Here is a 12,889-nt window from a genome sequence, read left to right on the forward strand (position 1 = left end):
CTTCCGGGTGCTCTTTGCGGTCGTGACCGGGCTCAGATCGAGATGCCGCCGTCGACCGGGAGGACCGTGCCGGTGATGTAGCCCGCCTCGTCGGACGCGAGGAACGCCACCGCGGCGGCCATCTCGGAGGGATCGGCGAAGCGGCCCATGGGGATCCCCGCCGTCAGCTCCGCCCGCTTCGCCTCGGGGATCGAGGCGATCATGCGGGTCTCGGCGTTGGGCGAGATCGCGTTGACGGTGACGCCGAAGCGGGCGAGCTCCTTGGCCGCGGTCTTGGTGAAGCCGATGATGCCGGCCTTGGCCATGGCGTAGTTGGACTGGCCGACGTTGCCCCGCAGCCCGGTGTAGGAGGTGACGTTGACGACCCGGCCGCCGCCCTGGCGACGGAAGTGCGGGACGGCCGCCCGGGTGAACCGGAAGGTCCCGCCGGCGTGGACGGCCATCACCGTGGCGTAGTCGTCGTCGGTCAGCTTCCAGAGCATCCCGTCGCGCAGGATCCCGGCGTTGTTGACCACCACGTCGAGCCGGCCGGTGTCGGAGACCACCCGTTCGACGGTCTCCTCCACCTGCGCGGTGTCGGCGACGTCCGCGGACAGGCCGACCGCGCCGATCTCCTGTGCGGTCGCGTTCACGACGTCGGCGTCGTGGTCCACCAGATAGACGTCCGCGCCGGCAGACCGAAAGTGCTCGCCGATGGCCCTGCCCACCCCGCGCGCACCCCCGGTCACGATCACGGTCCGGCCGGTGAAGTCGAAGGTCAGGTTGCTCATCGGGGGAGCCTCTCGTCGTCGGGTCGCTGCGGGACGTGCACGGTCAGAGCCAGTCGGGCGCGGTGTCGAGGACGGTGCGGTCCCCGGCGGCGAGCAGGTCCAGCCGGGGGCCGACCGTCGGCAGCTCGAACCGGAAGAAGTAGCGGGCCGCAGCTCGCTTGCCGTTCGCGAAGTCGTCGTCGCGCTCCTGCACCGCGAGCAGCTGCTCGAGCCAGATCCACGCGAGCACGATGTGGCCGGCCGCCTCCAGGTAGACTGCGGCGTTGGCCAGCCGGTCCTCGGGGTGCGGGCAGGTGTGGACGAGGGCGGTGACTTCGACCAGCCGGTCCGTCGCCTGCCGGAGTGCCGCCCCGCAGGTCGCGGCCAACCCTCCGGCCTCCTCGGCACGGGCGACGGTCGCGGTGACGGTCTCCCGCAGCGCCGTGAACCCGGCGCCGCCGTTCATGACGACCTTCCGGCCGAGCAGGTCGGCGGCCTGGATGCCATGGGTGCCCTCGTGGATCGGGTTGAGACGGTTGTCGCGGTAGTGCTGCTCGACGTCGTACTCGCGGGTATAGCCGTAGCCGCCGTGGACCTGGATGGCCAGGGTGTTGGCCTCGAGCCCCCACTGCGAGGGCCAGCTCTTGGCGATCGGGGTCAGCGTCTCGAGCAGCAGGTGGGCGCGCTCGCGGGCTGCGGCGTCGCCTGCGGTGCGCTCCTCGTCGACCAAGCGTCCACAGTAGAGGATCAGGGCCAGGGCGCCCTCGGCGTACGCCTTCTGCGCCAGCAGCATCCGCCGCACGTCGGCGTGCCGGACGATCGGGACCATCGGGGCGGACGGGTCCTTCGCGCCGGCGGGCCGACCCTGCGGGCGCGTGCGCGCGTAGTCCAGCGACTTCAGGAACCCCGTGTACGCCAGCGCGGCGGCGCCCGCCCCGACCGCGATGCGGGCCTCGTTCATCATGTGGAACATCGCCGCGAGCCCACTGCCCGGGGAGCCGACGAGGTAGCCGACCGCGCCGGCCTCCCCGCCGGGTGTCACGGTGCCGTCGCCGAAGGCGAGCAGGGTGTTCACCGTGCCGCGGTACCCCATCTTGTGGTTGAGGCCCACGAGGGTGACGTCGTTGCGCTCGCCGACCGCCCCGTCCGCGTCGAGCAGGTACTTGGGCACGAGGAACAGCGAGATGCCCCGGACCCCGGGCCCCCCGCCCGGGATCTTGGCCAGTACCAGGTGGACGATGTTCTCGCCCAGCTCGTGGTCGCCGCCGGAGATCCACATCTTGGAGCCGAACATGCGGTGGGTGCCGTCCGGGCGGGGCTCGGCCCGGGTGGTGATGTCGGCGAGCGAGGAGCCGGCCTGCGGCTCCGAGAGGCACATCGTCCCGTGGAACCGGCCCTCCAGCATCGGCGGCACGAAGGCCCGGACCTGCTCCGGCGAACCGTGCGCCACCAGCAGGTTGGCGTTGGCCACCGTCAGCATGGCGTAGGCCCAGGTGCCCGGGTTCGCAGCCTGGAACCAGGCCGCCACGGCGATGCCGACGACGTGGGGGAGCTGCAGGCCGCCCACCTCGGCGTCCATGGTCGCGGAGAGCAGCCCGGCCTCCGCGGCGGTGGCCAGCGCGGGCCCGACCTCGGGATGGAGCCGGGCGTACCCGACGCCGTCGACCTGCTCGAACCGAGGCTCCTCGGCGTCGTTGCGCTTGTTGTGGGGCGCGAACTGCTCGGTCGCGAGGTCGGCGGCCAGCTCCAGAACCGCGTCGATGGTCTCCCGGGAGTGCTCGGCGAAGCGTTTGCGATTCGTGAGCTCCTCGACGTGCAGCCAGTCGTGCAGCAGGAACTCGAGGTCGGCACGGGACAGGATGAGGTCGCGGCTCACGTGTGGCATCATCGCTCCAGGATTACTGATCAATCAGTAATCTGACTCTGGCGCGATGCGCCGCCGAGGTCAAGGAGCCGACGGTATGGGCGCAGTCACGAACGCCGGCACAGCCGCGGCGCTCGGCGAGGCGATCCTGGCCGAGCTCGCCGGCGGCCACGAGGAGGCGAAGCCGACGCGGAGCGCGATCGTCGGGGCCGCGGTCGAGTCGTTCGCCGACCGGGGGTTCCACGGGACCAACCTCAAGCACATCGCCCAGGGCTCCGGGCTCAGCACCGCGGCGCTCTACGTGCACTTCGCCTCCAAAGAGGAGCTGCTCTTCGCGTTGAGCCGTCGCGGACACGAGATCGCGCTGGACATGGTCACCGCCGCGGCCGGGGTCGCCGACGCCGTCACGGCCGCGCGGGTGTTCGTCTACGCGTTCACCCGCTGGCACGCCGAGCAGCGGACCCTTGCCCGCGTCGTGCAGTACGAGCTGGGGGCGCTGCGGGCGGAGCATGCCGACGTGATCACCGACCTGCGCCGCGACACCGAGAAGTCCGTGCGCGGCCTCGTCGAGCGCGGCGTCGGCTCCGGCGACTTCGTCGTCCCCGACGTCCGCGGGGCCGCGGCCGCGATCCTCTCGCTGGGGATCGACGTGGCCCGCTGGTACACGCCGCACAGCCCGTGGACCCCCCACGAGCTGGGAGTTCTGTACATCGAGTTCGCGAGCCGTCTTCTCGGGGTGCGGGGATGACGGTCGCCCGATCACGGAGGATCGAAGAATGACGGTCTTGTCGCGGTTCCGCCTGGACGGAAAGGTCGCCATCGTCACCGGCGCGTCCTCGGGGCTGGGTGTCGCCTTCGCCCAGGCCCTTGCGGAGGCGGGAGCGGACGTGGTGCTCGCCGCCCGCCGCGTCGACCGCCTTGCGGAGACCGCGAAGCTCGTCGAGGACTGCGGGGTGCGGGCCCTGGCGGTGGCCACCGACGTCGCCGTGCCGACGGACTGCGACGCCGTCGTCGCGCAAGCGATGGCGGAGTTCGGCCGGGTGGACGTGCTGGTGAACAACGCCGGCGTGGGCACTGCGGTACCGTCCACCCGGGAGACCGTCGCGGAGTTCACGAAGGTCATCGACGTGAACCTCAACGGCTGCTACTGGATGGCGCAGGCGTGCGGGCGGGTCATGAAGCCGGGCAGCAGCATCGTGAACATCTCCAGCATCCTGGGGATCACCACCGCCGCGCTGCCGCAGGCCGCGTACTCGGCGAGTAAGGCCGGTCTGATCGGCATGACCCGGGACCTCGCCCAGCAGTGGGGCGGACGCAAGGGGATCCGGGTCAACGCCCTCGCGCCGGGGTTCTTCCACACCGAGATGACCGAGCAGTACCCGCCCGGCTATTTCGAGCAGACGATGCTCCGGGTCCCACTGGGCCGCAAGGGCGATCCGGAGGAGCTCGCCGCCGCGCTCATCTTCCTGGCCGGCGACGCCGGGAGCTACGTCCTGGGGCAGACGCTGGCGGTCGACGGCGGCATCACCATCACCTGACTCCGGTCACACGTCCGGGGTGGCGGCCGCGCGGGTGAGTCGCGCGGCCAGGGCGCGGACGTGGTCCCGCAACGCGTCCGGCTCCTCGACGACGAAGGGCCGGTCGATCCACGCCAGCAGCAGCGCCGGCACGCGCGCTGCCGGCGCTCTGACGGTGCGGGGCCGACCTGGGCAGGCACGCTAATGCCCGCACGACCGTCAACGCCCAGCGGCTGGTCGTGACCCGCGGGAAGGCCGGGCGGTCCGCCGCCCGGATCGCTGAGCAGCTCGGGATCTCCCGGGTCACGGTGCACAAATGGATCTGCCGCTACCGCGAGGAGAGCTGGGCCGGGCGGGCCGACCGTTCCTCGCGCTCACACCGCAGTCCGACCCGCACCCCGCCGAGGTCGAACAACGGGTACTCGCGTTGCGCGTCGACGCCATACGGGACCGGTGTTCCTGGCCCGTGAGCTGGGCTTGGTCGCCGGACCACGGGCCGGATCCTGCACCGCCACCGGGTGCCCGCGTTGCGCGCGATCGACGCGATCACCGGTGCCCCGCTCCGTCGTCAGCACTCCAGACGCCGCTACTAACACCCGCACCCCGGTGATCTACTGGATGTCGATGTGAAGCCCGGCCGGGTTCCCGACGGCGGTGGCTGGCGCCTGCACAGCGCCGGGAGGCCGTCCGCGGGCGCGGGGTCGGCTACGACTTCCTCGACGTCGCCGTGGACGACCACTCCCGCCTGGCCCCCGGCGAGGCCCTGCCCGATGAGCGAGACCTGACCAGCGCGGGTTTCTGCGCCGTGCGGTGGCCTGGGTTGCCGCTCACGGCGGGAACGTCGCCAGGGTGCTCACCGACAGCGCCAGGGGCTGCCGGGTCGACCGGCACCGGACAGCGTCCTGTGCCGAGTTGGTGATCCGGCGGCGGTTCACCCGCCCGCACTGCCCGTGGACGAACGGTGAGGCCGAGCGATTCGACCGGACCTAGCTGTGCTGCCCGGACAGGTTGGTCAACCGGGTGATGGGTGGTTGACCTCCGAGAGCGGTGTGGGGCCTGTGGTGGTTGTACTCGTGGAGGAACGCCGGAAGTGCGTTTCGGCGTTGTGACTCGCTGGCGTAGAAGCGTCGGAACGCCCAGCGGTCGGCGAGGTGCGGTGGAACCGTTCTATCTTCCCGTTCGTCTGCGGCCGGTAGGGCCGGGTCCGGCGCGGGCTGATCCCGAGCTCGGTGCAGGTGTCGCGCCACAGGTGTGAGCAATAGGCGCTGCCGTTGTCCGACAGCACCCGACGGGTGGTGACTCCGCGGGCGGCGAACCAGGCCACGGCCCGGCGCAGCACCGCGGTGGCGGTGGCAGCGGTCTCGTCGTCGTGGATCTCGGCGTAGGCCACCCGTGAGTGGTCGTCGATCACGGTGTGCACGAACGCGGTGCCCATCTTCGGGTTTCGGTACTCGTTGCGGGGTTTGCCCGGGGTCGCGGCCCGGTGGCGTCGTCCCTGGTGGCGGCCGACGTAGCGCCAGCCGCCGCCGTCGGGGATGTTGCCCAGCTTCTTCACATCGACATGCAGCATGTCCCCGGGTGCGGGGTGTTCGTAGCGGCGCACCGGCTCTCCGGAGGCCCGGTCCAGCCCGGTGAGACGGTTGATCCGGCAGCGGCGCAGGACCTGGTGGGCAGTCGAGGCGGCCACTCCGACGCGGGCGGCGATCTCGACCGGGCCCAGCCGGTGCTTGAGCCGCAGGTGCACGATCTTCCGCTTGACCGGCTCGGGGGTCTTGTTCGGGCTGTGATGGGGCCGGCTGGAGCGGTCGAACATTCCGGCGGGGCCTTCGGCGGCGTAGCGGTCGGCCCACCGTTTCGCCGTGCGCCACGACACCTGGAACCGGGCCGCGGCCGTCGAGACCGGCCACTGCTCGTCGACGATCAGACGCGCCAGCCGTAATCGGGCGCGTGGGGTCAAAGCCGCGTTAGCGTGGAGCACGAGGACCTCCCGGAGCCGGGCGTGGATGCCGTCAGACAGCTCCACACCACTCCGAGAGGTCCTCACCCATCAAGATCAATCATGTCGTGTCGTCACACGACCCCCGGTTCGACCAACGTCCCCGGGCAGCACACCTAGCAACACGAATTGGTCAGGTCCCGGGTTGGGTAGAGGTTCGGTGGACGAGCTCGCCCTACACCCGCTGGACCTTGACCTTCAACAAGCCAAGAACCTATCGGACGAGAGCGACGTGCGCCCTTTCCCGGGTTGGGTAGAGGTTCGGTGGACGAGCTCGCCCTACACCCGCTGGACCTTGACCTTCAACAAGCCAAGAACCTATCGGACGAGAGCGACGTGCGCCCTTCAACGACAGACCAACACAAAATGCACTTCGCTCGGACCGGTCGGCTCCCGGCCTCTCCGGACGTCAAGGCGTTGCACATGACGGTCGTGTGCTGCAACGCCATCGGGCACTCGATCACCAAGGCGGACCTCGACAACCGGCGCGGTATGTTCGCGATGGGCCCGCAAGCGCCTGGTCAGAGCGACGACGAGTAGTCACCGTTCACCGGGTAGGTCTGCCCGGTGATCCAGGACGCGGCATCGCTGGAGAGGAACACGGCGAGGCCCGCCGCGTCCGCGGGCCGGCCCAGCCGCTTGATGAGGTAGTGGCGCAGCATGGCCTTGCGTGTCGCCTTGCCCGCGAGCACGGGGGCGGTGGTCGGGGTCTCGATCGTCGCCAGGGCGATGCAGTTGGCGCTGACGTCGTACCGGCCGACGGCCTTGGTCACCGAGCGCATCACCGCCATCGCCCCGGCCTTGGCCACGGAGCAGGTGATGAAGTTGGGTTCGCCGACCCGGCCGGTGCGCCCGAGGGGGATCGAGCCGGAGTGGATCTGTCCTCCGAAGGAGCTCCTCTTGCCCAACCACCCCCCCGCCAGGCTGGCCGGCGTTCGTCGGCGTCGACTGGGGCGGCAGCGAGCACCAACTCTGCGTCCTCGACACCACTGGAACTCAGCTGACCCAGCAGCGGGTCACCCATGACGTCGCCGGGCTCGCTGAGCTCGACACTTCCCTCGCCGAGCATGGCGAGGCCCTACCCGTCGCCGTCGAGCGGGCTGAGGTCGTGCTCGTCCAGCACCTGCAGTCCCAGGGCCACACGGTCTTCCCGATCTCGCCCCGCATCGCCGCCCGAGCGCGGGAACGCTACTGAGTCGCCACGGTCGGCTCGACGCCTACGTCCTGGCCGACACCCTCCGCCACGAGCACCATCACTGGCGACCTCTGAGCATCCCCTCGCCGCTGCTGGCTGAGATCAGAGCCCTGACCCGCGACCGCGATCGTCTACAGCAGACCCAGCAGGCCACCGAGTCCCAGCTACGCGCCATCCTCGAGGCCTACCACCCGGCGCCCGCGCGGCTGTCCTCCTCGGTCGACCGGCAGATCACTCTGCACTTCGTCCTGGACTACCCAACACCGGCCGCGGCGTCATGGATCAAGGCCACCCGCATGAGCGGGTTCCTGACCCGCCATCACTACACCGGCCGGGTCCCCGGGCACGTCCTGGCCGAGCGGCTGCGCGAGAACCTGCTCGCCGCCTCGACCGGCACAGTCGCAGGCAAGTCCTACTCCGCCCAATCCTTCGCCCGGCTGCTCCAACTGCTCAACATCCAGCTCGCCGGGTACGACGACGCCATCGCCGCCGCGGTCGCCGAGCACCCCGACACACCGATCTTCGCCGGCTTCCCCGGACTCGGGCCGGTCCTGACCTGCACACTGCTCGCCGAGATCGGTGAGGACCGCGCCGCTTCCCGACACCGGCGACACTGCTGGCCGAGTCCGGGCTGGCCGCGGTCACCCGCGCCTCCGGCCGCTCACGCAAAGTCCGCTTCCGCTACGCTGCCAACACAATCCTGCGCGAGGCCGCGATGTGGTGGGCCTACAACTCGATGAAGGAAGCACCTTGGGCCAAGGCGGCTTTCCGCGAGGCTCGTGACCGGCGCGGCCAGCACTACCATCGGGCGCTTCGCGGTCTCGCCGCTCGCTGGATGCGCGTGCTCTGGACCTGCTGGAGCACTCACACCCCCTGCGCCCTGAAACGCCACACCACCGCCCAGGCCGCACTCTCCGCGGGCTGACCAGCACCCCTTCCTCAGCTGCCGGCGACAACGCCACGCGGCCGCTCGATGCTGCACTGACTCAGAAGATCGAAAACCTCGCGGGTTGACAGTGGGAGTCTGCCGCACCCACTACGCGGCGAACCTGATGGCAGCGACCCCGAAGTCGTCCTGGCCGTGGGTGCGGGCGTTGCTGCACTCGGTCTACGACCAGCCCGACGCCGCGAGCGTTCACGCCCAGTTCGACCGCGTCCTCGACGCCGTGGCCGAGAAGCTGCCGAAGGTGTCCGAGCACCTCGACCACGCGCGCGGACGTCCTGGCCTTCACAAGCTTCCCGAAGGAGGTGTGGCGCCAGATCTGGTCAACAACCCAAGCGAGCGGCTGGACAGGGAGATCCGCCGTCGCACCGACGTCGTCGGGATCTTCCCGGACCGCGACTCGCTGATCCGCCTGGTCGGTGCGGTGCTGGCCGAGCAGCACGACGAGTGGGTCGAGGGACGGCGCTACTTCGGGCTCGAGGTCCTGGCCCGCTCCCGCGTCACCGCGGTCCCTGACACGGCCTCCAGCGGCGAGGAGGTGACCTCGACCGACACGATCCCGGCGCTCAGCGCCTGACACAGTTAGAAGATCACGCGGTAGTCGTCACACACCACGCCAGCGGACTTGACCGGTGGGCCAGGATCGCGAGGTCTGCCGAGGCGACGCCGAGGGGAAAGCGGATGCCTTCGTGGAGGACGTGTGAGCGCAGCGGGAAGCTGCCTTCGCACCCGGCGAGACAGACCGTCTCCCAGTCGCGCAGCACGTAGAGGAAGGCGCTCTCGCCGGATTGTTCTGCGAGGTCGGCGAGGATGTCGCGGGCGTAGTCGGTGACGTCGTGGCGGGCCGCGGCGACCGCGCCGAGAAGGAACAGTTCGGGGCCGAGGTGCCATCGGCCGTCGTCGCGGTCGACGAGGCCCTGTCGGTGAGTTCTCCGAGCAGTCGATGTGTTGTGGGGCGTGGCAGGCTGGCCTCGCGGGCCACCTCTGAGGTGGTGGCGCCGCCGGCGGCGGCTCCGACGGTCCGCAGAACGAGGCCGACCTTGGCGATGACCGTGAGTCCGCCGACCTCCTCTGTTCGGGGCGGGTTCATCGTCCTACCGTATGTCCACTCGCCGAACGGATACGACGATCGACCTGATTGGCGAGCGCTGCCCGATCCTGGTGCAGCTCTCTTCCGGCGTCGGCCTGAGCGTCCCGTTCGAGGAGCGCGAGAAGCTGGTCGAGCTGCGCCCGGCGATGGCGACACGCAACCCGTGCAGCATGCGCTTCGGCGCCGGCGAGTTCCTGATCCCGCCCGCCGGTGTCCGCAGGCTGGCGGCCCGCATGCAGGAGCTTGGGGTCAAGCCGGAGCTGGAGATCTACGACACCGGTCACCTCGACGCCTGCCTGCGCCTGCGCGACGAGGGGTTGCTCGCCGAGCCGCTGCAGTTCAGCATCGTGCTGGGGTGCGCGGCGGGATGGCCGCGACCGCGGAGAATCTGATGATGGTGCGCCGCAGGCCGGTGGACGCGGTGTGGCAGGTGATCGCCATCGGGCGGGCAAACCTGGAGCTGACCGCGGTCGGCCTGGCCCTGGGCGGCAACAGCCGCGCGGGCCTGGAGGACACCCTCTACCTGCGCAAGGGCGAGCTGTCCGACGGCAGCGTCCCGCTGTTCGCCCGGGCCCGCAAGATCGCGGAGAGCCGACCTGGGAATAGCGGACGTGGCGCAGGCCGCCCGCCAGCTGCCCGAGGGCGCGGGCAGCGGCCGATGACCGACGTGTGCGCCATGGCGTACGCGCGGGGCGGGGAGGTCCACGAGCTCCGTCGCCCCGTCCCGGAGCCCGCCGAGGGCGGTGTACTGCCCATGGAGGTTGAGTACGGCGACACGGGCGGGATGATCTTGAAGTAGGTGAGGGCCTCCAGGTCCGGTGTGGATTGCGACATCTACCCCGTGACCTGGAAGGCCCTCATGACCCACCGTAACGCCCCGTTGTCCGAGACCGGTCGATTGCGGCTGGCCCGTTGTGTCGTCGACGACGGCTGGCCGTTGCGGCGGGCCGCAGACCGCTTCCAGGTGGCGGTCAGCACCGCGAAGCGCTGGGCCGACCGCTACCGCCTCTACGGCGCGGCGGGCATGGCCGACCGCTCCTCCCGCCCGCACCACAGCCCGCGCCGGACCCCGACCCGGATCGAGCGGCGCATCATCAAGGTCAGAGTCATCCGACGCTGGGGACCGGCACGCATCGCCGGGCTGTTGCGGCTGGCCGCCTCGACCGTGCACGCGGTGCTGCGCCGCTACCGGATCCCGCGGCTGTCCGAGCTCGACCGCGCCACCGGCGTCATGATCCGCAAGGCGGTGCGCCGCTACGAACACCCCACACCAGGGGATCTGGTCCATGTCGACGTCAAGAAGCTCGGCAACATCCCCGACGGCGGCGGACACCGCGTCCTGGGCCGCGCCGGTGGGCGGCGCCGCCAGCGGACCGGGACCGGCTACGCCTACCTGCACAACGCCGTGGACGATCACTCCCGACTGGCTTACACCGAGATCCACGCCGACGAGCAGGCCATCACCGCGGTCGGGTTCTGGGCCCGCGCCCACGCCTACTTCGCCGGCTGCGGCATCGAGGTCGCGCGGGTGCTCACCGACAACGGGGCCTGCTACCGCTCCCGCGTCTGGCGCGATGGCCTCGCCGACCAGGGCATCGTGCACAAACGCACCCGGCCCTACCGGCCCCAGACCAACGGCAAGGTCGAACGGTTCAACCGCACCCTGCTCGAGGAGTGGGCCTACGCCCGCCCCTACCAGCGCGAAGCCGACCGCCGAGCCGACCTACCCGCGTGGTTGCACTTCTACAATCACCACCGCGGACACACCGGCATCGGAGGGTCACCCACCCGCCAGCCGTGTTCCCAACCTCTCAGGGCAGAACAGCTAGGTCCGGGTGCGGGTCGGGGTCGCCGGGATCAACCCCCGCCGACTGGCGGAACCGGCGGCGGTACTCGGGAGGCGACCCGGTCGTCCCGCTCCAGGACGCCGCCGGGGTCGTCGACGCCGTCTGGCCGGGCATCGATCCCGCCCGCGTCGGTGAGCGGGTGTGGCTCTGGGAGACGGCCCGCCAGCGGTGCGGCGGTGGCGCGCAGGAGCTCACGGTCGTGCCGGCCGGGAACGCGGTCCCGCTGCCGGCGGGCGTCGGCCTGGACGCGGGGGCCTGCCTCGGCGTCCCCGCCGTGACCGCGCACCGCTGTCTGACCGTCGCCGAGGACGGGCCCGCCCGCCTCGCGCCGGGCGCGCTCGACGGGCGCACCGTGCTGGTGGCCGGGGGTGCCGGCGCGCTCGGGCACGCCGCGATCCAGCTCGCCGGCTGGAGCGGCGCTACCGTCCTCACCACGGTGAGCACGGCCGAGAAGGCCGCGCTCGCCGGGGCGGCCGGCGCGCGGCACGTCGTCCGGCACCGGGACGTCGACGCCGCGCAGGCCGTCCGCGGCCACGCCCCGGACGGGGCGTCGTCGTCGAGCTGGCGCCGGACCCGAACCTCGACCTCGACCTGCAGGTCCTCGCCCCGGGCGGCACCGTCGCCGTGTACGCCGGCGGCGCCGCTACCTTCCCGGTGGACCTCGGCGCGTCGATGGGGGCCAACGCGCGGCTGCTGTTCGTCTCGATCTTCACGATGCCCGAGCCGGCCAAGCGGGCCGCGGTCGCCGCCGTCATGGACGCCGTGGCGGCGGGGGTCCTCGGGGTCGGGACCGCGGCCGGGCTCCAGGTCCACCACCATCCCCTGGCCGACCTCGGCCGGGCCTTTGAGGCGGTGGAGCAGGGCGCGGTCGGCAAAGTCCTGGTCGACGTCGACCCGGCGCTCGGCTGAGCGCTCCCGGGGTGCGGGATCGTCACTCGCGCAGTCGATCCGCACCGGGAACGCACAGGGTCGCGCGCAGGAACTCGTCGGTGAGCCGCTCGGTCTCCGCCCCGACCTCGGGCACCGCGGCGCCGTGGCACTGCGGCAGCCGCCGCGCCGTCACGGTCACGCCGTGCTCCACGAGGCGGTGGGCGTAGGCCGGGCCCTCGTCCCGGAGCATCTCGAAGTCGCGGAGGACGACGAGGGCCGGTGGCAGCCCGCGGAGGTCGGGGGCGTGTGCCGGCGAGGCGTATGGGCCCGAACGCGTCGGCGGGCGAGGCGAGGTACACCTCCCACACGTCCTCGGAGTGCCGGCGGGTCATGGCGAAACCCTCCGCGAAGCGGTGCATCGACCCGGTGTCGCAGCTGCTGTCCAGCGCCGGGATGGTGAGGACCTGCCCCCGCAGGGCCGGCCCGCCGCGGTCGCGGCTCATCAGGGCGACGGCGGCCGTGAGGGCGCCGCCGGCGCTCCCACCGCCGATCGCGGGCCGGCCCGCGCATCCGCAGGAATGCCGCGTGCTGCGCCGTCCGCACCCGCGCGACGTCAGCGAACCACGCCTCCCGCGCCGCCGGGTCGGCCGGGGCCCGCTTCACGGCCGGCCTCGGGGCACAACGTGGCCGAGGTGAACGTCGCCCACCTGACGATGCTCGAGCTGCCGGCCCGGCCGCCGGAGGAACAGCGGTCACTGCCCTGCCTGCGCCGGTGGAGCAGGCAGGGCGGGGGGTGAGGTCCGCGGCGCGGGACCGGG

13 protein-coding genes and 6 pseudogenes are annotated in these 12,889 nt (G+C 71.6%); 11 read left to right on the forward strand and 8 right to left on the reverse strand.

The window, feature by feature from the left end:
• Window positions 1-32 precede the first annotated feature (32 nt).
• Window positions 33-770, reverse strand: coding sequence for an SDR family NAD(P)-dependent oxidoreductase (locus tag ABD324_RS12455; RefSeq protein ID WP_344415740.1), 738 nt, complete (start codon window positions 768-770; stop codon window positions 33-35).
• A gap of 43 nt (window positions 771-813) precedes the next feature.
• The gene (locus ABD324_RS12460) at window positions 814-2,634 is read right to left on the reverse strand and encodes an acyl-CoA dehydrogenase (protein ID WP_344416382.1); all 1,821 of its coding nucleotides are present in this window, start codon (window positions 2,632-2,634) and stop codon (window positions 814-816) included.
• A gap of 76 nt (window positions 2,635-2,710) precedes the next feature.
• On the opposite strand from ABD324_RS12460, the gene ABD324_RS12465 reads away from it, so the two are divergent.
• Together ABD324_RS12465 and ABD324_RS12470 are read left to right on the forward strand one after the other, a co-directional pair.
• Window positions 2,711-3,361, forward strand: coding sequence for a TetR/AcrR family transcriptional regulator (locus ABD324_RS12465; RefSeq protein WP_344415742.1), 651 nt, complete (start codon window positions 2,711-2,713; stop codon window positions 3,359-3,361).
• A gap of 28 nt (window positions 3,362-3,389) precedes the next feature.
• The gene (locus tag ABD324_RS12470) at window positions 3,390-4,151 is read left to right on the forward strand and encodes an SDR family NAD(P)-dependent oxidoreductase (protein ID WP_344415743.1); all 762 of its coding nucleotides are present in this window, start codon (window positions 3,390-3,392) and stop codon (window positions 4,149-4,151) included.
• Between the two features lie 6 nt (window positions 4,152-4,157).
• Here the strand turns inward: ABD324_RS12470 and ABD324_RS12475 are convergent, their stop codons facing one another.
• Entirely contained in the window at window positions 4,158-4,283 is a 126-nt protein-coding gene (locus tag ABD324_RS12475; RefSeq protein ID WP_344415744.1) for a hypothetical protein, read from the reverse strand.
• Window positions 4,284-4,318: 35 nt separating this feature from the next.
• Here ABD324_RS12475 and ABD324_RS37240 point away from each other — a divergent pair, with 35 nt between their 5' ends.
• Window positions 4,319-4,600 (forward strand): leucine zipper domain-containing protein, encoded by a 282-nt coding sequence (locus tag ABD324_RS37240; RefSeq protein WP_425565847.1) that lies wholly within the window; start codon window positions 4,319-4,321, stop codon window positions 4,598-4,600.
• 516 nt (window positions 4,601-5,116) lie between these two features.
• Here ABD324_RS37240 and ABD324_RS12480 read toward each other — a convergent pair.
• Both ABD324_RS12480 and ABD324_RS12485 read right to left on the reverse strand, forming a co-directional pair.
• A pseudogene (locus ABD324_RS12480) lies at window positions 5,117-6,108 on the reverse strand (IS481 family transposase).
• A 539-nt stretch (window positions 6,109-6,647) separates the two neighbouring features.
• Entirely contained in the window at window positions 6,648-7,034 is a 387-nt protein-coding gene (locus ABD324_RS12485; RefSeq protein ID WP_344415746.1) for an SDR family NAD(P)-dependent oxidoreductase, read from the reverse strand.
• Between the two features lie 89 nt (window positions 7,035-7,123).
• Between ABD324_RS12485 and ABD324_RS37245 the strand changes: the two are divergent.
• The 5 genes and pseudogenes from ABD324_RS37245 to ABD324_RS12495 all read left to right on the forward strand — a co-directional run.
• Window positions 7,124-7,321, forward strand: a pseudogene (locus ABD324_RS37245) (IS110 family transposase); the annotation flags it as partial.
• A 71-nt stretch (window positions 7,322-7,392) separates the two neighbouring features.
• Window positions 7,393-7,455, forward strand: a pseudogene (locus ABD324_RS37250) (hypothetical protein); the annotation flags it as partial.
• Between the two features lie 162 nt (window positions 7,456-7,617).
• Window positions 7,618-8,061, forward strand: coding sequence for a hypothetical protein (locus ABD324_RS12490; RefSeq protein ID WP_344415748.1), 444 nt, complete (start codon window positions 7,618-7,620; stop codon window positions 8,059-8,061).
• Window positions 7,953-8,246, forward strand: a complete 294-nt coding sequence (locus tag ABD324_RS37255; protein WP_425565848.1) for a hypothetical protein — start codon at window positions 7,953-7,955, stop codon at window positions 8,244-8,246. Before ABD324_RS12490 ends, ABD324_RS37255 begins: the two co-directional genes overlap by 109 nt.
• A gap of 91 nt (window positions 8,247-8,337) precedes the next feature.
• A complete protein-coding gene (locus ABD324_RS12495; RefSeq protein WP_344416384.1) occupies window positions 8,338-8,841 on the forward strand; it encodes a transposase in 504 nt (167 codons plus the stop codon).
• Between the two features lie 27 nt (window positions 8,842-8,868).
• On the opposite strand, the gene ABD324_RS37260 is transcribed toward ABD324_RS12495, so the two are convergent.
• Window positions 8,869-9,354 (reverse strand): helix-turn-helix domain-containing protein, encoded by a 486-nt coding sequence (locus ABD324_RS37260; protein WP_425565829.1) that lies wholly within the window; start codon window positions 9,352-9,354, stop codon window positions 8,869-8,871.
• A gap of 11 nt (window positions 9,355-9,365) precedes the next feature.
• Here ABD324_RS37260 and ABD324_RS12500 point away from each other — a divergent pair.
• Both ABD324_RS12500 and ABD324_RS12505 read left to right on the forward strand, forming a co-directional pair.
• A pseudogene (locus tag ABD324_RS12500) lies at window positions 9,366-10,153 on the forward strand (beta-keto acid cleavage family enzyme).
• 60 nt (window positions 10,154-10,213) lie between these two features.
• Window positions 10,214-11,183: pseudogene (locus tag ABD324_RS12505) on the forward strand (IS481 family transposase).
• A gap of 28 nt (window positions 11,184-11,211) precedes the next feature.
• Here ABD324_RS12505 and ABD324_RS12510 read toward each other — a convergent pair.
• The gene (locus tag ABD324_RS12510; RefSeq protein WP_344415750.1) at window positions 11,212-11,736 is read right to left on the reverse strand and encodes a hypothetical protein; all 525 of its coding nucleotides are present in this window, start codon (window positions 11,734-11,736) and stop codon (window positions 11,212-11,214) included.
• A gap of 89 nt (window positions 11,737-11,825) precedes the next feature.
• On the opposite strand from ABD324_RS12510, the gene ABD324_RS12515 reads away from it, so the two are divergent.
• Window positions 11,826-12,110 carry an MDR/zinc-dependent alcohol dehydrogenase-like family protein gene (locus tag ABD324_RS12515; RefSeq protein WP_344415752.1) on the forward strand — a complete coding sequence of 95 codons (285 nt, stop codon included), beginning with the start codon at window positions 11,826-11,828 and terminating at the stop codon, window positions 12,108-12,110.
• 22 nt (window positions 12,111-12,132) lie between these two features.
• Here the strand turns inward: ABD324_RS12515 and ABD324_RS37265 are convergent.
• Window positions 12,133-12,574 (reverse strand): annotated as a pseudogene (locus tag ABD324_RS37265) (alpha/beta hydrolase fold domain-containing protein).
• Window positions 12,575-12,889 lie beyond the last annotated feature (315 nt).

The organism is Pseudonocardia ailaonensis, from assembly GCF_039531635.1.
In the GTDB taxonomy this organism is placed as follows: Bacteria; Actinomycetota; Actinomycetes; order Mycobacteriales; family Pseudonocardiaceae; genus Pseudonocardia; species Pseudonocardia ailaonensis.